Annotated in this window: 22 protein-coding genes, 1 tRNA gene and 1 pseudogene; 14 read left to right on the top strand and 10 right to left on the bottom strand. The window is 67.9% G+C overall.

What is annotated here, in order from left to right; genetic code table 11:
- Window positions 1-7: 7 nt before the first annotated feature.
- A complete protein-coding gene (locus AC6I6X_RS01840; RefSeq protein WP_497928816.1) occupies window positions 8-547 on the bottom strand; it encodes a transcriptional regulator in 540 nt (179 codons plus the stop codon).
- Window positions 548-690: 143 nt separating this feature from the next.
- Between AC6I6X_RS01840 and AC6I6X_RS01845 the strand changes: the two genes are divergently transcribed.
- The 3 genes from AC6I6X_RS01845 to AC6I6X_RS01855 all read left to right on the top strand — a co-directional run bounded on the left by AC6I6X_RS01845 (window position 691) and on the right by AC6I6X_RS01855 (window position 2455).
- Window positions 691-775: transfer RNA gene (locus AC6I6X_RS01845), tRNA-Leu, on the top strand.
- A 447-nt stretch (window positions 776-1222) separates the two neighbouring features.
- Window positions 1223-1786 carry a DUF420 domain-containing protein gene (locus AC6I6X_RS01850; RefSeq protein ID WP_497928817.1) on the top strand — a complete coding sequence of 188 codons (564 nt, stop codon included), beginning with the start codon at window positions 1223-1225 and terminating at the stop codon, window positions 1784-1786.
- Window positions 1787-1867: 81 nt separating this feature from the next.
- The gene (locus AC6I6X_RS01855; protein WP_497928818.1) at window positions 1868-2455 is read left to right on the top strand and encodes a methyltransferase family protein; all 588 of its coding nucleotides are present in this window, start codon (window positions 1868-1870) and stop codon (window positions 2453-2455) included.
- A 140-nt stretch (window positions 2456-2595) separates the two neighbouring features.
- Here the strand turns inward: AC6I6X_RS01855 and purF are convergent, their stop codons facing one another.
- Together purF and AC6I6X_RS01865 are read right to left on the bottom strand one after the other, a co-directional pair.
- Entirely contained in the window at window positions 2596-4068 is a 1473-nt protein-coding gene (gene purF, locus AC6I6X_RS01860) for an amidophosphoribosyltransferase (protein WP_497929633.1), read from the bottom strand.
- Between the two features lie 318 nt (window positions 4069-4386).
- Window positions 4387-5279 (bottom strand): annotated as a pseudogene (locus tag AC6I6X_RS01865) (ribonucleotide-diphosphate reductase subunit beta).
- Between the two features lie 156 nt (window positions 5280-5435).
- Between AC6I6X_RS01865 and AC6I6X_RS01870 the strand changes: the two are divergent.
- Complete coding sequence (locus tag AC6I6X_RS01870) at window positions 5436-7211, top strand: MutS-related protein (RefSeq protein WP_497928819.1); 1776 nt, start codon at window positions 5436-5438, stop codon at window positions 7209-7211.
- 41 nt (window positions 7212-7252) lie between these two features.
- On the opposite strand, the gene AC6I6X_RS01875 is transcribed toward AC6I6X_RS01870, so the two are convergent.
- Window positions 7253-7807: a DUF6735 family protein gene (locus tag AC6I6X_RS01875; RefSeq protein WP_497928820.1), complete on the bottom strand. Its 555-nt coding sequence runs from the start codon at window positions 7805-7807 to the stop codon at window positions 7253-7255.
- Between the two features lie 172 nt (window positions 7808-7979).
- On the opposite strand from AC6I6X_RS01875, the gene AC6I6X_RS01880 reads away from it, so the two are divergent.
- On the top strand, window positions 7980-8645 hold the full coding sequence (locus AC6I6X_RS01880; protein WP_497928821.1) for an HAD family hydrolase: 666 nt from the start codon (window positions 7980-7982) through the stop codon (window positions 8643-8645).
- 115 nt (window positions 8646-8760) lie between these two features.
- Here AC6I6X_RS01880 and AC6I6X_RS01885 read toward each other — a convergent pair whose 3' ends face one another.
- On the bottom strand, window positions 8761-9288 hold the full coding sequence (locus AC6I6X_RS01885; RefSeq protein WP_497928822.1) for an SRPBCC family protein: 528 nt from the start codon (window positions 9286-9288) through the stop codon (window positions 8761-8763).
- A gap of 117 nt (window positions 9289-9405) precedes the next feature.
- Between AC6I6X_RS01885 and AC6I6X_RS01890 the strand changes: the two genes are divergently transcribed.
- The 6 genes from AC6I6X_RS01890 (at window position 9406) to AC6I6X_RS01915 (ending at window position 15560) form a co-directional block, all read left to right on the top strand.
- Window positions 9406-10695, top strand: a complete 1290-nt coding sequence (locus AC6I6X_RS01890) for a DUF7405 family protein (RefSeq protein WP_497928823.1) — start codon at window positions 9406-9408, stop codon at window positions 10693-10695.
- Window positions 10696-11059: 364 nt separating this feature from the next.
- Complete coding sequence (locus AC6I6X_RS01895) at window positions 11060-11779, top strand: ABC transporter ATP-binding protein (protein WP_497929634.1); 720 nt, start codon at window positions 11060-11062, stop codon at window positions 11777-11779.
- Window positions 11769-13055, top strand: a complete 1287-nt coding sequence (locus tag AC6I6X_RS01900; RefSeq protein WP_497928824.1) for an FtsX-like permease family protein — start codon at window positions 11769-11771, stop codon at window positions 13053-13055. The genes AC6I6X_RS01895 and AC6I6X_RS01900 overlap by 11 nt, the downstream gene beginning before the upstream one ends.
- On the top strand, window positions 13052-14293 hold the full coding sequence (locus tag AC6I6X_RS01905; protein ID WP_497928825.1) for an ABC transporter permease: 1242 nt from the start codon (window positions 13052-13054) through the stop codon (window positions 14291-14293). Before AC6I6X_RS01900 ends, AC6I6X_RS01905 begins: the two co-directional genes overlap by 4 nt.
- Before the next feature lie 111 nt (window positions 14294-14404).
- Complete coding sequence (locus AC6I6X_RS01910) at window positions 14405-15205, top strand: NAD-dependent epimerase/dehydratase family protein (protein ID WP_497928826.1); 801 nt, start codon at window positions 14405-14407, stop codon at window positions 15203-15205.
- Between the two features lie 133 nt (window positions 15206-15338).
- Complete coding sequence (locus AC6I6X_RS01915; protein WP_497928827.1) at window positions 15339-15560, top strand: DUF7535 family protein; 222 nt, start codon at window positions 15339-15341, stop codon at window positions 15558-15560.
- Between the two features lie 26 nt (window positions 15561-15586).
- Here AC6I6X_RS01915 and AC6I6X_RS01920 read toward each other — a convergent pair whose 3' ends face one another.
- Window positions 15587-16594, bottom strand: a complete 1008-nt coding sequence (locus AC6I6X_RS01920; protein WP_497928828.1) for a glutathione S-transferase family protein — start codon at window positions 16592-16594, stop codon at window positions 15587-15589.
- Between the two features lie 306 nt (window positions 16595-16900).
- Between AC6I6X_RS01920 and AC6I6X_RS01925 the strand changes: the two genes are divergently transcribed.
- Window positions 16901-17320: a DoxX family protein gene (locus AC6I6X_RS01925; protein WP_497928829.1), complete on the top strand. Its 420-nt coding sequence runs from the start codon at window positions 16901-16903 to the stop codon at window positions 17318-17320.
- A 73-nt stretch (window positions 17321-17393) separates the two neighbouring features.
- On the opposite strand, the gene AC6I6X_RS01930 is transcribed toward AC6I6X_RS01925, so the two are convergent.
- The 4 genes from AC6I6X_RS01930 to AC6I6X_RS01945 form a co-directional block, all read right to left on the bottom strand.
- The gene (locus AC6I6X_RS01930) at window positions 17394-18590 is read right to left on the bottom strand and encodes an iron-containing alcohol dehydrogenase family protein (protein ID WP_497928830.1); all 1197 of its coding nucleotides are present in this window, start codon (window positions 18588-18590) and stop codon (window positions 17394-17396) included.
- Window position 18591: 1 nt separating this feature from the next.
- Entirely contained in the window at window positions 18592-19557 is a 966-nt protein-coding gene (locus AC6I6X_RS01935; protein ID WP_497928831.1) for a ring-cleaving dioxygenase, read from the bottom strand.
- 224 nt (window positions 19558-19781) lie between these two features.
- On the bottom strand, window positions 19782-20798 hold the full coding sequence (locus AC6I6X_RS01940; protein ID WP_497928832.1) for a calcium/sodium antiporter: 1017 nt from the start codon (window positions 20796-20798) through the stop codon (window positions 19782-19784).
- Between the two features lie 161 nt (window positions 20799-20959).
- Window positions 20960-21370 carry a high-potential iron-sulfur protein gene (locus AC6I6X_RS01945; protein ID WP_497928833.1) on the bottom strand — a complete coding sequence of 137 codons (411 nt, stop codon included), beginning with the start codon at window positions 21368-21370 and terminating at the stop codon, window positions 20960-20962.
- Window positions 21371-21564: 194 nt separating this feature from the next.
- Here AC6I6X_RS01945 and AC6I6X_RS01950 point away from each other — a divergent pair, with 194 nt between their 5' ends.
- Window positions 21565-22923, top strand: coding sequence for a 4Fe-4S ferredoxin N-terminal domain-containing protein (locus AC6I6X_RS01950; RefSeq protein WP_497928834.1), 1359 nt, complete (start codon window positions 21565-21567; stop codon window positions 22921-22923).
- A gap of 77 nt (window positions 22924-23000) precedes the next feature.
- Window positions 23001-24068, top strand: a complete 1068-nt coding sequence (locus AC6I6X_RS01955) for a DNA methyltransferase (RefSeq protein ID WP_497928835.1) — start codon at window positions 23001-23003, stop codon at window positions 24066-24068.
- Window positions 24069-24436: the final 368 nt, after the last annotated feature.

Below are 24436 nucleotides of genomic sequence, written 5' to 3' on the forward strand. Positions count from 1 at the left end.
ATCGGGGCTACTCGGCGAGTTCCACGTCGAGTCGGTCCTCGAGCGCCTCGATCAGGCCGCCGCCGACGCCCGCCTGGGTGGCTCGCCCCTGTTCGATCGCGAGGACGTCTTTCTCGCGCGCGCCGAGTTCGTCGGCGAGTTCCTCGCGCTGGAGTCCGGCCTCACGGCGGGCCTCGACGAGGACCTCGCCGTAGTCGGAGACGAGGTACGGCAGGGGATCGTCGTCGTAGTTCGTCCCCTCTTTCTCCCAGTGTTTGGAGTCGCCGTCCCAGACCGGGTTCGCTTTCGCGACGTTCTGGGCTGCCTTCTTCTTTCGACTCGTCTCGTCCCGGGAGCCGCCGGAACTCCCGGAACCGCCGCCCTGACCCTGGCGCCCCTGTCCGCCCCGGCCGCCGGTCTGGCTGTCGTCGTGGGGCGCACAGTCGGGACAGACCTCGAGTTCGGCCCCGGCGACCTGTGCGCGGCGCAGCGAGTCGCTCTCGGTACCACAGAGTTCACAGCTCGTCCCGCCGCCGCCGGAGGACGAACCGGTCGAATACTTGGCCATGTTAGTGTTTGGCAACTATCGCATTTCAAATCTCCGCTTGGCTCGGTCCCGTGTGACCTCGCCGCAGGCGCCGACCCAAAGGAAAGGGCTTTTATAATCACACTGGATACGTTCGAGTGCAGTAAGCCAGAAAGAGTACGCGAGCGTGGGTAGCCAAGCCAGGCCAACGGCGCAGCGTTGAGGGCGCTGTCCCGTAGGGGTCCGCCGGTTCAAATCCGGTCCCACGCATCGCATAGGTGGACGGCGTCCACCCACACACGATGCAGGTGATCTCCCTTCGTGGACATCACCCACGCATAATTCCTTCCGACGCTACTACCGAAAAGCGGCAAGACTCCGTAAACCGGGTGCTGTCCCGTAGGGGTCCGCCGATGAGCGATTGGCAACGCCAATCGCGAATGTCGTCGTGGAGCGAAGCGGAACGACGGAAGTTCAAATCCGGTCCCACGCATCGCATAGGTGGACGACGTCCACCACACACGATGCAGGTGATCTCCCTTCGTGGACATCACCCACGCATAATTCCTTCCGACGCTACGATCGACAGCGATCGTGCCGTTCATTTCGCACCGTTCCGGGAGCCGATCGGCCGTCGATCACCGTTCGCCGCCACCGCGACGAGGGCGGCACTTCCGAGACAGTAACCCATTTCCTTTATCGCTCTAACGATCGGGTATGGAATACGTTCCGCGCGAACGCGTCCGTCCCCTCGCCGCGATCCTGAGCGTGGTCTCGCTCGCAGTGGTCTTCGCGGCGGCCGGCGGCCGAATCCCCTCCTCGACGGTGCCGACCGCGCCGGAGTGGGTGCTCGACCTGATCCCGCACGTCAACGTCGTCATCAGCGCGACGGCGATCGGCACGATCGCGATCGGCTGGCGAGCGATCCGGCGCGGCGACGTCGATCGACACCGCAAATCCATGGTGGCTTCCTTCGGCCTCTTCGTGGCCTTTCTCGCGTTCTATCTCTACCGGCTGGTCGCGACCGGCGGCCCGCAGCCGTTTCCCGGCCCCGACGCCGTCTACCAGTTCGTCTACCTGCCGGTGCTGGCGATCCACATACTCCTCGCGATCGTCTGCATACCCCTGGTGTACTACGCGCTCTTGCTCGCCGCCGCGTATCCGATCGAGGACCTCCCCCGTACCAGCCACGCGCGCATTGGGCGGATCGCGGCGAGCCTGTGGCTGATCTCGTTCTCGCTGGGGATCGTGGTCTACCTGCTGTTACACGGCGTGTACTGACGATCGGCGTCGCGCTCGCACCGGTCGGTGCCGAGTGACAGATCAGCAACAATTATGGCGACAGGTCCAGAGGGATTCGGTATGCTCCAGACTGGACCAGAACTGCCGTCGACGGCCGCCTTCCTGGTCGTGGTCGGGATCTGGATCGTCGCGGACTGGTCGATCGCCCTGCGCCATCGGCGTGCGTCGGAGGGGATCCAGGATCGCGGTTCGAAACGCGCGATCGGGATCGCCGTCGGCGGTGGCGTGCTCGCCGCGGCACTGGTCCCCCTGGCGGTCCCTGCACCGCGGGTTCCCACGCCCGTCGGCGCGTTCTGGACGGCTCTCGGGATGATCCTCGCCGGGGTCGTCGTCCGCCAGTACGCCGTGTGGACCCTCGCGGACGACTTCTCGCTCGTCGTGTCGGTCGACCCCGCGGACGACGTCGTCGACTCGGGACCCTACCGCTTCGTTCGCCATCCATCGTACACGGGCGCCTTGCTCGCACTGATCGGCGTCGGCGTCGCCATCGGGAACTGGGTGAGTATCGCCATCGTGACCGCGTCCGGACTGCTCGGCTACGGGTACCGGATTCGCGTCGAGGAGCGCGCCCTGCACGAGACGATCGGGGACGCCTACGCGGCGTACGCCGATCGAACGCCGTACCGTCTCGTACCGGGGGTCTGGTAGCGACGCGAGACGGGGTGGTGCGGTACGAGTCCGACTACCCGCGGTCGCGACGTGAGAATCAGGCGGTCTACCGTACCGAGGTACTGGTGCAACCGCCGCCCGGATCGCGGTTGCGCCGGAACTGACTACAGGAGGTCGTCTCAGTCGTCCGCCCGGAGCGGCTGGCCGCCGAGGTCGGGACGGGTCACGTCCCGATCGGTCTCCTCGCCCTCGATGTCGTAGGGGTACTCCCCCGTCACGCACCCGAGACAGAGGTCGATTCGGTCGTTCCCGAGGACCTCGGCCACGGCGTCGGTCGAGAGGTACGCGAGGCTGTCGGCGTCGATCGCGTCGCGGATCTCCGCGGTCGACTTGTCCGACGCGATGAGTTCCTCGCGGGTGGCCATGTCGATGCCCATGTAACACGGGGCGACGATCGCCGGCGCGCCGATGCGAACGTGGACTTCTTCCGCGCCACAGTCTTTGAGGAGCTGGACGAGCTGGGTCGAGGTCGTTCCGCGGACGATCGAGTCGTCGATGACGGTGACGGTCTTGCCCTCGATGGTGGACTTGATCGGGTTGAGCTTCAGCCGGACCGCGCGCTCGCGTTCGTCCTGGGTGGGCATGATGAACGTCCGGCCGACGTAGCGGTTCTTCATCAGTCCCTCGGCGAACTCGACCCCGTCGTCGTCCGGGTCGCGGGGGTCGCCGTCGGGGGTCGTCTCGCTCGCGGCATCGGCGTAGCCCGAGGCGAACGCGCGACCGGAGTCGGGGACCGGCATCACGACGTCGGTCTCGACGCCGCTTTCCTCCCAGAGCTTGCGCCCCAGATTTCGGCGCGCCTCGTAGACCAGCGTCTCGTCGATGACGCTGTCCGGGCGGGCGAAGTAGACGTGTTCGAAGAAACAGTGGGCCGTGTGCTCGTTCTCGACCAGCTGGTAGGAGTCGAATCCCTGGCCGTCTTCCTGCAGGACGACCAGTTCGCCCGGTCGAACGTCCCGGACGAGGTCCCCGTCGAGAGTGTCGATCGCGGCCGATTCGGAGGCGAGGATGTAGCCGTCGTCGAGCTTCCCGATACAGAGCGGCCGATTGCCCTGCGGGTCGCGAACGCCGAGGATCGTATCGTCGTGGCTGATCGTCAGCGCGTAGGAACCGTGGATGCGCCCCATCGTTCGCTTGACGGCCCGGACGAGGTCCTCTTCGAGGAGGTTTCGCGCGAGGTCGTGGGCGATGACCTCGGTGTCGCCGTCGCTGGTGAACGCGTGGCCCGCGGCGGCGAGTTCCTCGCGGATCTCGTCGGCGTTCACGAGGTTCCCGTTGTGCGAGAGTCCGAGCGAACCGCTCTTGAAGGAGACGGAGAACGGCTGGGCACAGGAGGAATCGACGGAACCGGCCGTCGGATACCGGACGTGGCCGATTCCGGTCGAGCCGTTGAGGACGTCGAGGTCGGCCTCGTCGAAGACGTCGCCCACGAGCCCCATCTCGACGTGGCTGTGCTGCTGGAAGCCGTCGTGGGTGACGATGCCCGCGGATTCCTGGCCGCGATGCTGGAGTGCGTAGAGCGCGTAGTACAACGGACGTGCCGCGTCTCGACCGGCCAGTGAGACGCCGACGACGCCGCACTTTTCGGTCATCCCTGTTCGCCGGGGAGTCTCGCCCCGCCCATCAGTCATGGTCGTCCGTAGGGCACCGAGCGGATAAAAATCCCCGTGTTTGTGCTTTCCCGGGCGCTATTCACTCCGAAATGTATCCACGTTTGTGCATACCTGCGGCGTCGTCGGCGGACGGCACCCTTTCCGTGCGGAGACGGATCAGGACGATGCAACGCGTGGGGGCGATCGCTCCGCTCTCGCGATCGTGGGTGCTAGGCCGCCCGGCCGCGATCGGAAATCGCGATCGAAGACGGGACCTGTCCGGTCACCCGCGACCGTGCGGATTTCGGCCGGTTACCCTTACCGCTCCAGTTCGACGAGTTCGTCGACTTCGGGCATCGCCGCGTCGGCGTCGGTGATCTGTTCCATCCGCTGGCCGTGTTTCTCGGCGGCGTAGCTCACGAGTTCGGCTTCCTCGATGCCGACGTCGTCGTCGCCCGTGGTGTTGCCCACGATCTGCTGGGTGAGCTGGGCGAGTTCGCCCACGGTGCTCGTGACCAGGTCGGGATCGACCCCCTCGTCCCGGACCAGGGTCTTGAGTTTCCACATTCCGAAGCCGACGTGGCGACCTTCGTCGCTCCGAATGCTCGAGAAGCCCTCGCGACGAGCCCGGGGAGCCGGGGAAACTCCTCGTAGTCGCCGCTGAAGTTCCCCTGCACGCCGTAGTACCCCGTCTGGGCGAGGATCCCCTCGATCGTCATGTGGTAGTGACAGTACGCGAGCGCGCGATTCTCCGGCGTGTCCTCGACCAGCAGCCGGTGCATCGCCGTCTCGTTGCGCTCGAACAGTTCGTCGTAGGGCTCGCTGAACCACCGGTCCTCGGTCGGCGACGATGGTTCGAGGCCGCGCCGTTCCTCTTCGGGGTTGATCACGGTCCGCCAGTACCGATCGAAGAAGTCGGCGTGTTTGGCCTCCTCGTAGAGCTGGGTCGTGACGAACAACTGGTCGGCGACGTCGTCCAGGACGACCGCGAGCGGGGAGAGGTCCTCCGTGACGGCTTCCTCGCCAGCCCCGAACAGTGCGAGCGTCTCGCGGAGGCCGTCGAAGCCCACCTCGGGCACGTCCTCGATCGCCTCCCGATCGGGCTCCAGATCGATCTCGTGGGGGTCCCAGTGGCGCTCGACAGCGTTGCGGTAGTAGCGAAACGATCGGCGATCGTGATCCAGCGTCGACCGTGTGCTGTCTGCGCTCATATCACGTTCTTGGCAAGCTGACGAAAAAACCGTATCGACTAGCGCCACCGTGACCTCAAATGGACGGTCACGCCGGGTCGTGGCCGATCGGGCACGTCTACGGCCCGGACCGCGCGATGACACGGTTTCAAGACGATCGACGCGAATTCCCCGGGTATGCGACTCGAGGAGTACTGGGGGGTCGGCCCGAAGACGCGGGAACGGCTGGTCGAGGAACTCGGCCGAGAACGAGCGATCGAGGCGATCGAGAGCGGGGACGTCCGGGCCCTCTCGGACGCCGGCCTCGCTCGCGGTCGGGCGACGCGGATCCTCCGCCGGGCGACCGGCGGCGACGGGATGGCGGTGCTGGCGACGAGCGACGCCCGATCGGCCTACAAGGACCTGCTGGACCTGGCGGTCGACCACGCCGTCACGCAGCGGGCCGCCGATCGAATCCGGGTGCTCACGCCGCTTCCCGGCCGCGAAGACATGGAGAACCGACTCGACGACGTCCTCGCCGCCCGCGACGCGTGGGCGGCCCTCGACGACACCGATCGGGAGGCCGTCCTCGCGGCCTACGGGCGCTACGACGAGCGCGACGGGAGCGAACGCGCCGCCGTCGAGGCCGCGCTCGCCTTGCTCGACGCCGGGGTCGACTCCGGTCCGTTCTCGGCGATCGCCGACCTCGAGCGGGCGACCCTCGCCGAGGCCGCGGACGCGCTCGCCGCACTCGACGGCGATCGCGGGCGGGTGCGCGAGGGCGCGGACGAGGAACTCGATCGACTCCGCGACGCGCTCGGCACGGTCGAGGACATCGACGCGAACGCCCTCGAACTCATCGAGGACCTGCGATCGGAGGGGGTCCGCGACGTCGAGGGGTTCCGCGAAGCCTTCGAAGACCACCTCCTGAACGAGGCCGACGTGACGATCGACCGGGTCAGAGCGGCGATGCCGACCGACGCGGCCGACGCGACGGACTTCGTCGGCGGGACCCTGCGGACGCTCCGCTCGGACCTCACCGCGGCGATCGACGAGCGCGAGGAGACGGTCGCGAGCGAGTTCGAGGAGACGCTCGACGAAGCCCGCGACGCCGTCGATCGGGCGGTCGAGGCCGTCGACGACATCGCGCTCCACCTCTCGCTCGCCCGGTTCGCGCTCGAGTACGACTGTACGCGACCCGCCTTCGTCGAGGGGGACGAGGCGGCCGTCTCCGTCGTCAACGCGCGCAATCTCACGCTCGCCGCCCGCGACGAGGAGTCCGTCCAGCCCGTCACCTACGGCCTCGGCGACCACGGCGTCTCGTCGGTTCCCGAGAGCATCGAGGCACCCCCCGGCGAGGAGCGCATCGCGGTCCTGACGGGTGCGAACAGCGGCGGGAAGACGACCCTGCTCGAGACGCTGTGCCAGGTCGTCCTGCTCGCGACGATGGGGCTGCCGGTGCCGGCCGATCGGGCCGAAGTGACCCCCGTCGATTCGCTGGTCTTCCACCGCCGGCACGCGAGTTTCAACGCGGGCGTGCTCGAGTCGACGCTCCGATCGATCGTCCCGCCGCTCTCGACCGGCGGGCGCACCCTGATGCTCGTCGACGAGTTCGAGGCGATCACCGAACCCGGGAGCGCGGCGGACCTGCTCCACGGACTGGTCACGCTGTCGGTCGATCGGGACGCGCTCGGCGTCTTCGTCACGCACCTCGCGGACGACCTGGAACCGCTCCCGCCCGAGGCGCGGGTCGACGGCATCTTCGCGGAGGGGCTGAACCCGGACCTCGAACTGCTGGTCGACTACCAGCCGCGGTTCGACACCGTCGGGCGGTCGACCCCGGAGTTCATCGTCTCGCGGCTGGTCGCGAACGCGGCCGATCGAGGCGAACGCGCGGGCTTCGAGACGCTGGCCGAGGCGGTCGGAAACGACGTCGTCCAGCGGACGCTGGCCGACGCTCGCTGGACGGAGTGAATACGGTCCCCTGTACCGTTCGCCGGGTCGATCGCGGCCCGTTACCGCCGCTCGTCGTCCGGCCAGTGGTCCGGTCGCGACTCGTCGCCGGACTCGGTCGCGTCGATCGACCCGCCGTAGCTGTAGACCGTTCCGCCCCGTTCTTCGCAGATCCGGGCCTCGAGGTACGCAAGCGCGGCGCGTCTCGAGAGCGCCCCCATCTCGACGACGTCCCCGAGAACGGTCTTGGTCGCGCGAAACCAGGTCAGGAAGTCGCGATCGGCCGGCCCCGGTTCGACGTCGACGATCGCGCCACGACCGCCGTCGCGACCGTCGCCCCACTCGAGCCAGCAGACGCGGTAGGGCGTCACCGCGTAGTCGTTCGCGGGCGCGACGACGTACAGCGCCTCGTGGACGCAGGGATCGAGGTGGTCGGCGAGGACTCGATCGCGAGCGATCCCGTCCGCGAGCAGGTCGGGCGCGACCGCGCCGTCGGCAAGCGGCGACTCGGCGGTGATCGCGTCGGCGAGCGAGAGGTCCTCGCCGCCCCAGTGGCTGTACCGCAGGTCGTAGAGGTGGTCGGGTCGCCGGTAGGCGACGAGCGCTCTATGGCCCATCGCCCCTCCCGTTGCCGATCGCGTGACGATCGCGTCCCGAGCCGACTCGCGCGGGCAGTCGGTGCATCGGGGCTACTGGCCGCGGTTCCCTACTTGAACCTCCGGACGACGTGCGGTCGTGCCGGCGAGCACAACGAGGATACGTCTCCAGTCCCTAGGCACACCACCGAGTATGCAGACGCGATACGATGCGATCGTCTTCGACAATGACGGCGTGCTGACGACGCCGACTGAGCGCGACGCGCTCGTCGACGCGATCCACGACGCCTTCGAGAGGGTCGGCATCGTCGAGCCATCGGACGGGCACGTCGAGACGTTGCTGGGGCCGGACGTGGAGTCGCTCCGTCAGCTGGCCGGCGAGCACGACGTCGATCCTCACGACCTCTGGACCGCCCGCGAACGCGCGGCGATCGAGGCCCAACTCGAGGAGCTCCGGGCCGGCCGGAAACGCCTGTACGACGACGTCGACGCGGTCGACTCGCTCGCGTCGACGAACGCGATCGTCAGCAACAACCAGCACGAGACGATCGGGAACATCCTCGAGCACTTCGACCTCGGGGTCGAGGTCTGGTACGGCCGCGAGCCGACGCTGTCGGGGATCGATCGCAAGAAGCCGACGCCGTACTACCTCGAACTGGCGCTCGAGGACCTGGACGCGACGAACCCGCTGTACGTGGGCGATAGCTGGGTCGACGTCGAGGCCGCCGACGCGGCCGGCATCGATTCGGCGTACCTCTGGCGCGACCACGCGAGGGGATACGAGGAGTGGACGACCGCCGAACCCGACCACGAGATCGACTCCCTGGACGCGCTCGTCGACCTCGCCACGTCGTCGTAGTCGGTGGCTGGTCGCCGCCGATCGATCCGCCCTCATACGGTTTACTGTAAGTCATTTCCGGCGCAACCGCCGCCCGGATCGCGGTTGCGTCGGTACATCGGTACAGCAATCCGTATCAGGCCACGACCTGCGCTTCGGCGCGCTCTTTGAGCGCCTCGTTCATCTCCCGGAAGCCGCGTTCGATCTCGTCCCTGTCGAACAGGAGCGGAACGAGCGCGCCGCGAACGGTTTCGCGCTGGAGGAGTCGCGTTCTCGTGGCACCGTCGGCGTCCTGCTCCGACCAGGAGTGCTCACTCCCGGACGATCCGCGGTCTTCCGACGGTCGCCCCGCGCCGCTCGGCTCACCGCCGCCGATCGGTTCGAGGTGAAACTCGTGGTAGCCGTCGAAGGCGAACGGGACCCCCAGTCGGCCCAGCCAGACGAGTCGACGGTTCTCTTCGACGAAGACCACTTCCGGTTTGAACGTGAACGCCCGCGATTCCGGCGGGTCGATCCGGACCCGAAGCCGCTCGCCCGCCACCGGTGCTCCCTCGATCGATCGGATGAACGGGTTCCACGAGGGATAGGCGTCGAAATCGAGAAGCACGTCCCAGACGACGGCCGGCGGGGCGTCGATCTCCTCGAACACCTCGACCTGATTCATGGTAGCACCCTACAGTCCCGGCGAACATGCCACTGTCGATCGTGACCGGTCCGGCGACGTCGATGGGCGCCCGATCGCACCAAAACCCCCTTTATCGCTCGCCCCCGAGGGGCGACTATGACAGGGTCCGGTCCCCGATCCGGTCCAGCCCGGGGTCTCTCCCGCCGGGCGTTCGTCCGCACGGCCGTGGCGATCGGCGGCGCGAGCGCGCTCTCGGCGTGTCTCGGGCGCGAGGACGCCGACGTGCCACAGGCCGACCTCGCTCCGGCGGAGCGCCCCGATCGCCAGCACGCGTGGAACGAGTTCCTCTCGACCGACGATCACGGGAACGTCCGCCCGCCCGAGCATCACCTCCTGCTCGGCCTCGAGTACGTGGGCGAGGGGCCGACCGACGAGGAGCGCGACCGGGTCGAAACCGCCCTCCAGGGCCTCGAACGCGCCTACCAGTACGGCAACGACGGCCTCGTGCTGACGGTCGGCTACGGTCCCGCCTACTTCGATCGGTTCGACGACGACCTCCCCGGGTCGGTCGACCTCCCGGAACCCGAACCGCTCACCCGGATCGAGGACCCGGAACTCGACGAATTCGACGCGCTCGTTCACCTGGCCAGCGATCACGGCCAGGTCGTCCTGAGCGCCGAGGAGGCGCTCACCGGCGACCTCGACGCGGTCAACGGCGTCGACGTCGATGAGACGGTCGACGGGATTTTCGAGGTGGCCGATCGCCGAACCGGGTTCTTCGGGGAGGGACTGCCGGCCGAGAACCAGTCGGGCGTCACCGGGATTCCGGACACCGAACCCGTCCCGGAGGAGTCGCCGATGTTCATGGGATTCAAGAGCGGGTTCGATCGCAACCAGGCGAGCGAGGACCGCGTGACGATCGCGGAAGGCCCCTTCGCGGGCGGCACGACCACCCACCTCTCGAAGATCGACCTGCGACTCCAGCAGTGGTACGAACAGGACAGCCGCGACCAGCGCGTCGCCAAGATGTTCTGTCCGGCCCACGCGTCCGAGGACCGCGTCGAGGGTGCCGGCCACAACCTCGGCACCGCAAGCGGTGTCGAGGACTGTATCGACGACGCGGAGGACGACGCCCGGACCACGGGTATCGTCGGGCACGCGCAGAAGGCGGGCCGGGCGCGCGAGGACGGCGACCCGATCATCCTCCGCCGGGACTTCAACTCGACCGACGACGACCAGGCCGGCCTCCACTTCCTCGCCCACCAGCGATCGATCGCCGACTTCGTGAAAACCCGGGAGGCGATGACCGGGAGCGATCTCACGGACGGTGCGGTCGGTCCGGTCAACAACAACGGCATTCTCCAGTACATCTCGGTCACCAGGCGGGCGAACTACCTGGTCCCGCCGCGCCCTCACCGGGCGTTACCGACGCCGCAGCCGGAGTGACCGATTGTCGACACCGATTCTCGAGTCTCCCCACGTCGATCGGAGCGATTGCAGTCAGTGTGACTGTTCCCGACTGCTGTCTTTCACGGCCTGTGACGTGACGAACTGGCCGCTTCCGGATCGGGACGGTTCACGGGAGGCTACAGCGTCGTTTGTACGGCTCCACCGGTAAGCGGCCACGGTCTCGTCACTTCGTCGTGACGGGTGTAAGATCTGCAAAATCCAGTTTGTGATTCTGTACGGTCGATAAACAGTCGCCTGTTTGCGGGAAGTCGGACCGAAACAATAGCGCATCGGGACGTTCGTCGAGACGAGACTCTCCGTGACAGTATCCAACCGGAACGCACGGACGGACGCGGCCGAACTGGTCGACGACCGCGACGCGTCGGCGATCGTCCGTCTTGAGGACGTTTCACACGTATACGGGTCGACTGGCCGGGGACTTCGATCCCGGCAGGATCGATCGGTGACCGCGCTCCGCGACGTCTCGGTGAGCGTCAGGGAGGGCGAAATCGTCGGCCTCCGGGGACCGAGCGGGAGCGGCAAGTCGACGATCCTGCACGCCATCACCGGCCTGCTGGTGCCGACCGAGGGACGCGTCGAACTGTGTGGCACCGATCTCGCGGCGGTTTCGGGCAACGAGCGGACCCGGTTGCGCCGTCGGCACGTGGGAATCGTCTTCCAGCGGTTTCACCTCCTGCCGTCGCTCTCGGCGCGGGCGAACGTCGCCCTGCCGCTCGTCCAGGAGGGCGTTCCCCGATCGCATCGACGAGAGCGGGCGACGACGCTGCTCGAGCAGGTCGGTCTCGGGGACCGGGTCACGCACCTCCCCGGCGAACTCAGCGGCGGCGAACGACAGCGCGTCGCGATCGCCAGGGCGCTGTCGACGGATCCGGACGTGCTCGTCGCCGACGAGCCGACCGGCGAACTGGACACGGAAACCGGAACGGACGTGCTCGAGTTGTTGACCGACGTCGGCCGGGACCGGGCGGTCGTGGTCGCCTCGCACGACAATTCGACGCTGGCCGTCGCCGATCGGGTGGTCACGCTCCGAGACGGGAGGGTGATCGAGGATGGCCGATGACGCCGCCGACCCGGATCGCGACGCGATCGACGGCCGGCGACGGACGAGGTGGGCCGCACTCGTCGGTCTGACGGCGACCCGGCTCTGGAAACGGGCGACCCGCACCGTCACGGGCCGGATCGTCTCGACGATCGTCGCGGTCGCGCTCACGATCGCGTTCCTGCTCGTCATCACGGGCGTCGCGCTGGCGCTCGCCGAGGGAGGAGTCGCGTCCGAGACGGACGCGGACGTCCGAATCACGCCGGCAGAGGGCGGCACGCTATCGACCGTCGACGGCCTGGAGGGCCCTCGACTCGGGACGGCCAACGAACGGGCCGCCACGATCCGCTCGCAGTCGGGGGTCGACCACGCGTCTCCGATCCTGCTCGAGACGGTTCGACTCGAGTCGACCGAGGGCGAGCCCCGGACGATTCTCCTGGTCGGCGTCGTCCCCGACGACGAGCCGCGAACCGTCGCGGGACTCCCGACGTCCGAACTCGCGTCGTCGAATACGGGATCCGACGGCGGGACTGACGGCCGACAACCGAATTCGTCGATCGTCCTCTCGGACGCGGCGAGCGACCGTCTCGAGGCGTCCGCGGGGGACGAGGTCGCCGTCTCGAGCGTCTACGCGGACGCGGAATCGGCGTCGCCGTCGCTCACCGTCGGTTCGGTCGAGGAGTCGAGTGCGGACCCGGAGGCGGACGTTCCCGTCGCGCTCGTCCGACTGTCGGACCTGCAGACCTTCACCGGTGCGGACGAGGGCCAACTCGCCACCCAGCTCCTGGTGTGGGGCGAGTCCGACGCGGCGACGGCGGCCGCCGAGGAGGCGTATCCACACGACACGATCGAGTCGACTGACGGCGGCGATCCGTCGACGCTACTGGGCGACGGGCTGGCGCTCGCGACGAGCCTGCTCGCGCTCGTGGTCGGCGTCTCGATCTGTGCGGCGTTCGTCGCGACGACGATGGGCATGACCGTCGATCGGGATCGCCGAACGCTTGCCGTCCTCGAGGCGGTCGGCTTTCCCACCCGGAGCAGACTGGCGGTCGTCGCGCTGACGACGGGACTCACGACGCTCTGTGGTGCGCTCCTGGGGATCGGACTCGGCGTCCTCGGGATCGCTGCCGTGAACGCGGTCGCGAGTGCGACCCTCGCCGCGGACACGGTCGCGATCGTCACCCCGCTGTTCGTGCCGTACGCGCTCGCCGTCGCGCTGCTGTCCGGGCTGGTAGCCGTCCCCTACCCGCTGGCGGTCGCCAGTCGGACGACCGTCCTCGAGGAGGTGAGCCGATGAGCATAAGCGGGCTGGTCGTCCGGACGTACGCCGTCGCGGGGATCGGGTTCGCACAGCTCCGGCGAGCGCCCGGCCGGACCGCGCTCACCGTGCTCGCAGTTACGCTGGCGGTGCTCTCGGTAACCCTGCTCGCCGGGCTGGGCATCGGCGTCGTCGAGACGGGCGAGGACGGACTCGACAGCGCCGATCGCGACATCTGGATGGCAGGCGAGCCGGTCGACCCGGCCGCCAGCGGGACGGAGAACTCGATCGCCGACGCCCACGGCGTCACGCGGGAGATCGAGGCCCGGGACGACGTCCAGTCCGCGACCCCGATCGCGATGCACGCCGTCTACGTCGGGACGGAGCCGTCGGACCTCGAGCGGCGATCGGCGGTCGGCATCCACGAGACCCACGACGGATTCGACTTCCAGGCCGGCGGGGGGTTCGACCTCGACCCGGAGAACGTGATGACCGAGGAAGGGGCACCCCCCGACGAGCCTCCGACCGGCGAAATCGTGATCGATCCGCGGATCGCCGAGGCACACGACGTCGGCGTCGGCGACACGATCTACGTCGGCGCGAGTCGCGAGGGGGAGGGAGCGAGGGAGTTCACGGTCGTCGGCATCTCCGGGCACCACTCGCAGTACCTGGGGACGCCGTCGATGACGATTCCACTGATCGACCTGCAGGTCCTCACCGGAACGGCGGGAACCGATCGCGCGACGTTCGTCACCGCCGACGTGACCGAGGACGCCGATCGTGACGCCGTTCGCGACGACCTCGCGGCGACGTATCCGTCCTACGACGTCCGGACCAGCGACGAACAGGTCGAAGCGATGATCGAGGAGCGGCCGATCGTGCTCGCGAGCGGGTTCACGCTGGTCGGCCTCGCCGTCGTCGGCGGGGTCGTGCTCACGGCCAACCTGTTCGTCCTCGTGACCGCACAGCAACGCGAACAGCTCGCGGCGCTCCGGGCGATCGGACTCTCCCGCCCGCTCCTGGCCGGCACGATCGGCGTCCAGGGCCTGTTCGTCGGCGTGCTCGGCGGACTCGTCGGGATCCTGGCGACGCCGCCGATCGCGGCCGGCCTGAACCGGCTCGCGGCCTCGGTCGTCGGCTTCGAGCGGCTCCTGCGGACGTCCGCTAAGGTCTACGCCGTCGGCTTCCTCCTCGCCGTCGGCGTCGGGACGCTGGTCGCGCTCGTCACCGGCTGGCGGGCCGGACGGTACGCCCGCATCGAGCACCTGGAGGAGTGATTGCGGCGCGACCGCCCGATCGAGGGTGACGGATCGATCCCCGCTCGCCGCTACTGAGCGACCGGAACGCGCTGGGCCGACCTATTTCCGTCGGGTCGGTGTCGACTCGCTATGACCGACGTCGCGATCACCGGCGCGTCCGGCCGGGTCGGCAGACAGACGATCGAGGCGCTGTCGGACGAGGACCTGACGCTATTCTCGCACAGCGAGACCGAGGATCTGGAGACGATGCCGATCGAAATCGCCGATCGGGACGCGTTCGTCGAGGCGCTGGGTGACCAGGACGTCCTGATCCACCTCGCGGCCAACCCCGATCCGCGGGCCGAGTGGGACGCGGTGTCGGGGCCGAACGTCGACGGCGTCTACAACGCCTTCGAGGGGGCCGTGGAACACGACCTCGAGCGCGTCGTCTTCGCGAGTTCGAACCACGCGGTCAACATGGGGAACGCGGTCTCCGCCATCCGCCCGGAGTCGACGATCGGCACGCCGGGCGTCGTGCGACCCGACGACCCCCCTGATCCGGACACCTACTACGGCGTAACGAAGGTCTTCGGCGAGGCGATGGGATGGTACTACGCACACCGGACCGGCATGGACGTGGTCAACCTGCGGATCGGCTGGCTCCTCTCCCGGGACGAACTCCGCGAGGAGGTCGCGGACCGCGACGCCGCCGAGGAGCGCTACGCCCGCGCGATGTGGCTCAGTCCGGACGACTGCCGGCGGCTGATGCGGGCGGTCGCAACCCGATCGCTGTCGAAGACGCCGACGGTCGCCCACGGTATCTCCCGGAATTCCGGGCGGTTCCTCTCGCTGACGGAGACGATGCTCGAGTTCGACTATCGCCCGCAGGACGACGCGGCGGCGGTGCTCGGCGACGCGGACGACGGTCGGGACGGACTGTCGACGACGTGACTGAATTCGGAGACGCGTTCGTCGGACGGCCGGTCCGGCTACCGATCGACCCCGGCAGTCGGTGACGCGACCGGTTTCGGCCGCCGCTTTCGAGACCGAAAGACGGAATATCGGAACGGTCCTACCCTCTCACATGTCAACCAAGGTGTCGGAGTCGACGGGCTACACCGAGAACTTCCAGATGTCCGCCTTCGGCTACATCATGGCGACACTTCTCGCTATCCTGTTGCTCCCGTTGCTTCCGGTCTTCATAGTGGCGTGGCTCGTCTGGCGCGTGGTCCGATCGGACGAGGACGTCGAGGATAGCTTCGAGTCGTGGCGGGAGGGCGGCCAGCGGCCACCGAGCGGATCGTAAACTGATTCTCCGATCGACCGAAACGCTCAGTCGTCGGCGCTCGCCGCCGCGAGTGCCGCCGGCGGACTGCCCGACAGTTCGTCCCGATCGTGGGGCGCGCCGAACGCGAGGTCGGGTCCCCGGGCGACGATGCCGTGCGGGTTGACGTCCGGGTGCGTCGTGTAGTAGTGTTCCTTGATGTGGTCCATCGCCACCGACCGGCCGATGCCGGGCGTCTGGTACAGGTCGCGCAGGTACGGCCAGAGGTTGTTGTACTCCCGGATGTACTGGACGTTACACATGAAGTGGGTGTGATAGACGCTGTCGAACCGGACGAGCGTCGTGAACATCGCGACGTCGGCTTCCGTGAGCCGATCGCCGGCGAGGTAGCGATGGTTCGCCAGCACCTCGTCCCAGTGATCCAGCGCGGCGAACAGGTCGTCGATCGCCTCGTCGTAGGGTTCCTGATCGGTCGCGAAGCCGGCCCGGTAGACGCCGTTGTTGATCGGTTCGTAGATCTCGTCGAGGATCCGATCGACCTCGTCCCGGTACCCCTCGGGATAAAGGTCGACGTCCCGCGTCGCGAGAGCGTCGAACTCGGTATCCAGCATCCGCATGATCTCCTTCGACTCGTTGTTGACGATCGTGTCCCGCTCCGTGTCCCAGAGCACGGGGACGGTCACCCGGCAGGTCGCGTCGGGATCGGCCCGGACGTAGAGTTCCCGGAGGAAGTCGGCGTCGTGGACGTGATCGCGGGTACATCCCTCTTTCTCGGGAGTGAACTGCCAGCCGTCCTCGTCGCGATAGGGATCGACGATCGAGACGGAGATGGCGTCTTCGAGGCCCTTCAGGGCGCGGGTGATCAGGGTCCGGTGGGCCCACGGGCAGGCGAGGGAGACGTAGAGGTGGTACCGGCCCGCGTCGGGCTGGAACGCCGCGTCGGGGTCGTCGCGGACCCAGTTCCGGAACGGCGTCTCCTGGCGCTCGAACGACCCGTCGTCGCTGGTCGATTCGTACGCGTCGGTACGCCACTCGCCGTCGACGAGCATGTTCATGCTCCCGGGTACGAACTGGAGAAAGATAGGCGCTCGCTAACACGCGTGTTACCGCCGTCGAGAGCCCCTCCGCGGCCATCGCCCCGCGTCGACGGAGAGAGCGTCGCGCACCGCCTGCCGTGCGCGCCTCGTGCCGTGAACGACACGCGCGTCGTCGGTAACACGCGTGATAGCTGGTAACCCTAGTATCAGATAACGCATATGTAGGTTCGAAAACGAACTAGGTAACGTCGTGATACCGAACATCGACGCACCGAACACGTACCGACCCACAGACGACGCGCCCGGCCCAGCGGGGTGGTCCTGATGGTCGTCGACGGCGGCGTCGGCGCGATCGCGTTCGTGCTCGCAAGGGTACTCTTCGGCGGGCTTCTCGCTTTCCAGGGGCTCAACCACTTCACGAGCGCCGACGCGATGACCGGCTACGCGGCGTCGAAAGGGCTCCCCGCGCCGCGGCTGAGCGTCCTCGGCTCGGGTGCGGTCCTCGTGGCCGGCGGACTGGGGATCGCGCTCGGCGTCTTCCCGGCGATCGCCGCGGGCCTGCTCGCGGGGTTCTTGCTCGTCGCCACACCAGTCATGCACGACTTCTGGGCGGCGCCGGAGGACCAGCGCCAGTCCGAGATGACCGACTTCATCAAGAACGTGGAACTGTTCGCCGGCACGCTCGTCTTTCTCGTCCTCGCACTCGGCGAACCGTGGGCGTACGCGGTGAACGTCGGACTGTAGCGCTCCCGTTTCCACCCGATCGAGACGGGACAGCGTGACGAATCGTTTTTTCGCCCTTACCGTCGGGTGGACGTCAGTACGCGTCTTCGAGGACGCCCTCGATCGCGTCCCGTGTCGGCTCTAGCCCGGCCGGCGCGTTCGTCATGAACGAGTCGGCCAGAATCGCCTCGGCAACCGACGGGAACTCCGCCGGTTCGGGGCCGTCGACGTCCCGGAGCCGCGTCGGGAGATCGAGCGCGTCGCGGACGTCCGCGACGGCCCCGACGACCGCCGCCGGCCGATCGGCCGCATCACCGACGCCAAGCGCGTCCGCGAGTAGATCGCGCCGGCCGTCGACTTCCGCGAAGAGGTACCGGAGGACGTGCGGCGCGACGACGCCGTGGGCCGCCCCCTGCTGGACGTCGTACGATCGGGTCAGGCCGTGACCGAAGGCGTGAATTATCGAGAGCGTGGTCTCGCCGGGGCGGGCGATGCCGTACTGGACGAGCATGGTTCCCTCGAGCACCGGGTCGAGCACGTCCACGGTCGGCCCCTCCTCGCCGAGTCGGCGGAGGCCGTCCCGGAGGAGTTCGAGGCCGCGCATCGCCGTCGCGTCCGTCACCGGCGTGGCGTTGCGGGCGTAGAGCGTCTCGATCCCCTTGTCGAACCCGTTCATCGCGGAGGCCGCGAGGATCGATTTCGGCGTCGTCGCGACGAGCGCGGGGTCGTAGACGATCGCGCTGGGCATCAATCGCGGGTCGCCGACGCCGCCGCTCGTCGGCGCGTCGACCAGCCCCGACTCCGGCGCGGCCGTCACGCCGGCCACGGTCGAGAGGTCGGCCCCGGCGAGCGTCGTCGGTACCGCCACGATCGGCGGCATCGATCCCGCCGGGACCGAGATCGTGCCGCGCTCTTCGAACTCCCGCCCGATCGCCGCGGGGTCGCGATCGTCTCCCGCGAGCACGCTGAGGACTTTCGCGACGTCGAGGCTGCTCCCGCCGCCGAGCGCGACGAGGACGTCCGCGTCGTGGTCGCACATCGCGTCGAGGCCGTCGAACGCCGTCGCGAGCCGTTTCGCCGGCGTCGTCTCCGCGAAGACGCCCGCCAGCCGATCGCCCAGCCCCTCCGTGACCGGATCGATCACCTCGGGGGTGGTTCCGACCGTCGAGCCACAGACGACGAGCGCGCGATCGAACCCCTGCCGCTCGAGTTCGTCCGCGAGGGCGGATACCGATCCGAACCGCAGGACGCCGGGATCGTACTCGAACCGGAACTCGTTCGTCCGCCCCATCTCACTCGCCTCCGGTCTCGACGGGCGGCCCGTCGAACGCGGGCAACTGGGCCTCGATGCGCTCGCGTTCGTCCTCGAGCCACTCGGGGAGAGCGAGCGAGGAGCCGAGTTCGTCGACGTCCTCGTCGACGGTGAAACCGGGCCCGGTCGTCGCGACCTCGAAGAGCACGCCGCCGGGTTCCCGCGAGTAGATCGACTGGAAGTACGTCCGATCGACGACCTGCGTCACGTCGAGTCCGTACTCCTGGAACGCGTCCCGCCATCGCTCTTGCTGGTCGACGTCCGCAGCCGCGAACGCGACGTGGTGGACCGTGCCGACGCCCATCCGGCCGCGGTCCGCGTCGGTCTCGACGAGGTCGACGATCGATCCCGGTCCGCCGTCCGGCGTCCGGTACCGGCGTCGGTCGTCGTCCTCGGCCTCGAGGTCGTACCCGAGGAGGGCCGTGAGCACGTCCGCGGTCGGTTCGAACGCATCGACGGCGAGGGTCACGCTGTGAAAGCCCCGGAACTGGTGGTCGGCGGGGACCGGGCTATCGGCCCACGGTTTCGCGTCGGCGGTCGCGGCGTCCTCGCTGGCGACCAGTTCGAGCCCGATCCCGTCCGGATCGTCGAACCCGAGCACCGGTTCGCCGAATCGCTCGGAACGATCGACCTCGATCCCGGCGGACGCGAGTCGATCGACCCAGTAGTCGACGGAGTCGGGGCGGATCAGGTAGGCCGTGTCCCGGGTCTGGCCGGCCCCGAACTGGCCCGGATGGCCGCGATCGGACCACGGGAAGAACGTAACGTTCGTCCCCGGCGTCCCCTCCTCGTCGCCGAAGTAGAAGTGGTACGTGCCGGTGTCGTCGTGGTTGACGGTTTTCTTGACGAACCGCAAGCCGAGCGTTCCGACGTAGAAGTCCGCGTTGGCCTGTGGATCGCCGGCGATCGCCGTCACGTGGTGGAGACCGGGTGTCGTCGGTGTCATCGTGGCCCCAGGTAGGTCTCGGATACGGGTATCGTTTAGCGGACATCGGTGTTACCGGGAGGCCCGCGACGTCCCCGGAGTCTGCTCCCCGCGCAGACGCGAGACGAAATGAATTTGTCCGGTTTGCTACCGCCGATCGAGTCATACGGATTGCTGTAACGATGTACCGGCGCAACCGCCGCCTGGATCGCGGTTGCGCCGGAAATGACTTACAGTAAACCGTATCAGGCGATCGTCCACGTCCAGTAGCTCGCCCCGATCGCGAGCAGGACGAGTCCCTCGAGCCGGGTCAGTCGCCGGCCGGTCGCGAGGACGACCGCGGCGATCGCGGTGACGACCGCGAGCCACGCCAGCCCCGGCAGGACGGCCGCGTCGACCGACAGCGGGCGCACGAGCGCGGCGGCGCCGAGGACGACGAGGACGTTGAAGACGTTCGAACCGACGACGTTTCCGGCCGCGATCCCGAGGTTCTCGCGGCGCGCCGCGACGATCGAGGTCACCAGTTCCGGGAGCGACGTCCCCCCGGCGACGACGGTGACGCCGACGGCCCACTCCGAGACGCCGATCGAGAGAGCGATTCCGGTCGCCCCGTCGACGAGGAGTCGACCGCCGACCAGCACCAGCGCGAGTCCGAGCAGTAGTTTCACCCCCTCGGCGCGGTATCGAATCGGTTCGTCCGATCGAGTCGGTTCGGGAGCGCCATCGCCCGTGGGGGTCGAGGACGGCGAATCGACGTCGGCACTACCGGCGTCGCAACTGTCGGCGGGAGGAGCGTCCGGCCCTGTCGATCGGGTCGCGGTACGCCAGATCCAGCCGAGGTACGCCGCGAACAGCGCGAGCAACAGGGCGCCCTCGCGGCTGGAGACGGTCAGGTTCGCGAGGACGGCGACCCCGACGACGGTCGTCGCGGCCATCGCGACGGTGTCCCGCCGGACCAGTTTCTCCGTGACGCGGAACGGCCGCACGACCGCGACGAACCCGAGCGTGAACGCGAGGTTGAAGACGTTCGAGCCGACGACGTTTCCGGCCGCCACGTCGGCCCGTCCCTCGAGTGCCGCGCCGATCGAGACGACGAGTTCCGGCGCTGACGTGCCGAACGCCACGACGGTGAGTCCGACGACGAGCGATGAGACCCCAACTGCGCGGGCGAGCGTCGACGCCGCCGTCACGAGCCAGCGGGCGCCGAGCCACAGCGCGAGCACCCCGCCGAGGACGAGCGCGGCGTCTCCGATCTGGCTCATTCGTGCGCCTCCGAATTCGACGAGCCCGGGCAAAAGCCTGCGCCCTCCGTACGAGAGGTGGTTGGAGACGCGGAGTCGCGTCCGATCGGTTTGTCACGAATCGGGCGGACGCTGGGCCCGGATCGTTCGATCACGGGCACCTCCCCTCGGTCGGTACCGACTCACTCCTGCGATGCCTTTTCCCTCGCCGCCCAGATGCCACACCAGTCGACCGATCGCACCAACCCTTCGACTTCGGTACACGCGCCGATCCCGTCGCCGTCCTTGTCGTCGATGTAGAACGTGCAGTTGCCACACAGTTGCCCGTCCTGTGGACCACACTGGTAGGCGGCGTCCTCCTTCGACAGTAATTCGCTCTCGTCTTTCCGCTCGATGCCGTCGGTGCTCACCGCGTTCCGTTCGACCTCGGGAACGGAGCCCTCCAGTTGGTCGAAACACCAGTCTGCCGGGCGCTCTTCGTCGGTGTCCGCGTCCTCGTCGTCGCTCAGACAGCCCGCGAGTACGATGACCGGGCCGGTCCCGGCGAGACGAAGGAATCGGCGGCGTGGTTCTCGCGACTCGCCGTCACTCATGTTCTGTGGTACGGCCTATCACGCCAAAAACCCCCGGTATGAACCGCAATGGCGGGCGATCGCGGCTCTCGACCGGGGCCGCATTTGCATCCCCGGCATCTGCATGGTGGCCGCTTATTCGAACGGGGCTGGACAATTCTATGTCACACGATATCTATGACCATGCACGACGAAACGAACGGGGGACGGGTGCGATGACGTCCGAGGAGGACGTCGATTCCGGTGCGGACGCGTTCCACCCGCTCGGCGCCGAGTGGCAGGATGAACTCGAGGCATCCCTCGAGGAAACCGAGTACGACGCGGAACTCGGGCTGCAGATGGCCGAAGACGCGATGAAGGTGACGAAAGGGGAGCTGTCGGAGGAAGCCTTTCACGATCGGTACCACGAGGACGTGCTCGCCGAGTTCGGCGAGGACGAGCGGCCGATCGAGTCCGGGAACGAGGGACGGGTCGAGCAGGCGCTCTCGCGGATCGGGGTCGACGAAGAGTCCCGACGCGAGGTGATGAAGAAGATGGGCGCGGGCGCCGGTGCGGTCGGACTGGGCGCCTGGGGAACGGCGGAATCGGACGGCGAACCCGCAGTCGCGGCCACCCAGGAGGACGAGGAGGAAGGCGTCGAGTACGGAGACGGCGAGGGGACCCAGTGGGGCATGGCGCTCGACCTCGAACAGTGTGACGGCTGTCTCGCCTGCGTGGTCTCGTGTGCGGAAGAACACGACTGGGACCAGGGCGCGAACTGGATGTACGTGCTCGACTACGAGGACACCACGCCCGGCGGTCGAAACCGGCTCATTCGCCCCTGTCAGCACTGTACGGACGCACCGTGCGAGAAGGTCTGCCCGACGACCGCACGTCACACCCGAGATTCGGACGGACTCGTCCTGACCGACTACAACGTCTGCATCGGCTGTCGGTACTGTCAGGTCGCCTGTCCGTACGGGGTCAACTACTTCCAGTGGGACGAACCGGACGTGCCGGCCGAGGAACTCGAGGAAGACCACATGTTCGACGAGCGCGGTCGATGGGTCAGCAGTCGCGGCCCGCGGGGTGCCATGCAGAAGTGTACGTTCTGCGCCACGCGTCAGGACGGAAGCAAAGGCGAGGAGTTGATCGGACGCACCGCCTGCGAAGACGCCTGTCCCCCGGAAGCGATCCAGTTCGGCGACATGAACGATCCCGAGAGCGACCCGCGGCAGTATCTCGACGACCCCGCGCTGGCTCGCGTGCAGTCCATGAACTTACCTGACGAGGAGGTGCAGGAAGCGATCGACGTCGTCACCGGCGAGACGGAACCGGCAGAGGACGAAGACGGCGACGGGATGACCGAGCGCGAGGCCAGGGGAATCATCCAGGCCGAAGCCGGGTCCGGCGATTCGACGTTCAGGCTGCTCGAGGACATCGGCACGAACCCGAACGTCGTCTACATCGGCAACGAACCGGGACCGGAAGCCGAGCAGGTCGAGGGGGAGATCTCCTACGCCGACGTCGGCCAGACGGACAATCGCAAGGACGTCCTCGACGACGAGACTGTCGACCTCGGCTGGTTCGCCTGACGTGATCGCTCGACGACCGACCCGACGACCGGCGAAAAGCGGCCAGTTTTTACGGTTTCGGGGGAACCACTCCCGGTATGGCAGACGACGGGGATCGCCATCGACAGAGTCGGCTGTTCACCGACGAGGACGGGTCCTTCGACGCCGATCGGGCGCGAGACGAGTCGCTCCCGGTCGAGGACGGCGAGGTCGTCGACACCGACGCCCTCGCGGATCACCAGCGGTACGTCGAAGGCCGGGGTATCTACGACGAGCGAAACCGGGTCAACGACCTCACGGGTAAAGAGTGGAAGTACGCGACGAAATCCGTGATCGCGGAGGGGTACCCGCCGGACGTCCAGCACGACCTCCGGAGCGAGCACGGCGGCCAGAAGCCCCCGCGGCTCTGTGCCGACCTCATCGGCCGATTCAGCAAGGCCGGGGACACCGTCCTCGATCCCTTCGCGGGCGTCGGTGGCACCCTCCTAGGGGCGAGTTTCTGCGAGCACGAGGGGACGGGACTCCGGGAGGCGATCGGGTTCGAGCGCACCGACCGGTGGATCGAAATCTACGAGGCGGTCCTCGAACGGGAAAACGAGGAGCGTCGCACTCGCGGGGAGCCACCTCTCGCCCCGCAGGACATGCGCCACGGCGACTGTGCCGACCTGATCGCGGACGTGCCCGACGACTCGATCGATCTCCTGCTCACGGACGTCCCCTACTGGCACATGGACGAACTCGAGCAGACGCGGAACGAACGGCGGACCCGCGAGAGCAAACTCGGGTCGTTCGACGGAGGCGACGGCGACGGCGACGGTACCGGCCTCGATCACGATGCGGCCGACGAGGAGTCGACTGGGGCGACGAAAGCCGAGTGGCTCGCGGACATGGCGGCCAAGTTCGATCGGTTCGCCGACGCGGTCACCCCGGACGGCCACGTCGTGGTCTTCATCGGCGACATGTACCGCGACCAGTCCTACGAGTTCCTCTCGGCGGACCTCGCGCGGGCGATCGAGTCGTCCACGCCGCTCTCCCTGGCGGCGAACCTGATCTGGTACGATCCCACCAAGGACCTCCACGTCTACGGCTACCCGTTCTCGTTCGTCCCCTCGATGGTCCACCAGAACGTGCTGGTGTTTCGGCTCGAAGACCACGACGGCGACTGATACGGATTGCTGTAACTATTTACCGCCGATCACCAGGACGGGATCGGCGATCGGCGGTAATTGACTACAGCAGTCCGTATGAGAACCGTTCGACGTGTATGCTCTCTGACCTCTGTCATCCGATCGTCTGACGCGGTTTTAACTTTCTGGGGTAGCGAGTGGAAGATAGGCGCGCTGTCGGACCCCCCTATCCCCCCGTCCGCGCGCCTACCCCCAAACTGCTCCCATCCCCTTCCTCGCCCGTTTCGGTCCCCGGGGCCGCCCCGAACGGGGCGGCCCAGGCACCCGGACCGAAACGGGGCAGTGGACCTCTCGTCGACGTCGATCACTAGTTACGCGCTCCCGTCCTCGGACCGTATCCGTCTCAC

It is taken from the genome of Halosolutus sp. YCN4 (assembly GCF_059736495.1).

Coding starts and splice junctions, on each gene's coding strand:
- AC6I6X_RS01840 (WP_497928816.1), bottom strand. CDS start 547: ATGGCCAAGTATTCGACCGGTTCGTCCTCCGGCGGCGGCGGGACGAGC.
- AC6I6X_RS01850 (WP_497928817.1), top strand. CDS start 1,223: ATGGAATACGTTCCGCGCGAACGCGTCCGTCCCCTCGCCGCGATCCTG.
- AC6I6X_RS01855 (WP_497928818.1), top strand. CDS start 1,868: ATGCTCCAGACTGGACCAGAACTGCCGTCGACGGCCGCCTTCCTGGTC.
- purF (WP_497929633.1), bottom strand. CDS start 4,068: ATGACCGAAAAGTGCGGCGTCGTCGGCGTCTCACTGGCCGGTCGAGAC.
- AC6I6X_RS01870 (WP_497928819.1), top strand. CDS start 5,436: ATGCGACTCGAGGAGTACTGGGGGGTCGGCCCGAAGACGCGGGAACGG.
- AC6I6X_RS01875 (WP_497928820.1), bottom strand. CDS start 7,807: ATGGGCCATAGAGCGCTCGTCGCCTACCGGCGACCCGACCACCTCTAC.
- AC6I6X_RS01880 (WP_497928821.1), top strand. CDS start 7,980: ATGCAGACGCGATACGATGCGATCGTCTTCGACAATGACGGCGTGCTG.
- AC6I6X_RS01885 (WP_497928822.1), bottom strand. CDS start 9,288: ATGAATCAGGTCGAGGTGTTCGAGGAGATCGACGCCCCGCCGGCCGTC.
- AC6I6X_RS01890 (WP_497928823.1), top strand. CDS start 9,406: ATGACAGGGTCCGGTCCCCGATCCGGTCCAGCCCGGGGTCTCTCCCGC.
- AC6I6X_RS01900 (WP_497928824.1), top strand. CDS start 11,769: ATGGCCGATGACGCCGCCGACCCGGATCGCGACGCGATCGACGGCCGG.
- AC6I6X_RS01905 (WP_497928825.1), top strand. CDS start 13,052: ATGAGCATAAGCGGGCTGGTCGTCCGGACGTACGCCGTCGCGGGGATC.
- AC6I6X_RS01910 (WP_497928826.1), top strand. CDS start 14,405: ATGACCGACGTCGCGATCACCGGCGCGTCCGGCCGGGTCGGCAGACAG.
- AC6I6X_RS01915 (WP_497928827.1), top strand. CDS start 15,339: ATGTCAACCAAGGTGTCGGAGTCGACGGGCTACACCGAGAACTTCCAG.
- AC6I6X_RS01920 (WP_497928828.1), bottom strand. CDS start 16,594: ATGAACATGCTCGTCGACGGCGAGTGGCGTACCGACGCGTACGAATCG.
- AC6I6X_RS01925 (WP_497928829.1), top strand. CDS start 16,901: ATGGTCGTCGACGGCGGCGTCGGCGCGATCGCGTTCGTGCTCGCAAGG.
- AC6I6X_RS01930 (WP_497928830.1), bottom strand. CDS start 18,590: ATGGGGCGGACGAACGAGTTCCGGTTCGAGTACGATCCCGGCGTCCTG.
- AC6I6X_RS01935 (WP_497928831.1), bottom strand. CDS start 19,557: ATGACACCGACGACACCCGGTCTCCACCACGTGACGGCGATCGCCGGC.
- AC6I6X_RS01940 (WP_497928832.1), bottom strand. CDS start 20,798: ATGAGCCAGATCGGAGACGCCGCGCTCGTCCTCGGCGGGGTGCTCGCG.
- AC6I6X_RS01945 (WP_497928833.1), bottom strand. CDS start 21,370: ATGAGTGACGGCGAGTCGCGAGAACCACGCCGCCGATTCCTTCGTCTC.
- AC6I6X_RS01950 (WP_497928834.1), top strand. CDS start 21,565: ATGACGTCCGAGGAGGACGTCGATTCCGGTGCGGACGCGTTCCACCCG.
- AC6I6X_RS01955 (WP_497928835.1), top strand. CDS start 23,001: ATGGCAGACGACGGGGATCGCCATCGACAGAGTCGGCTGTTCACCGAC.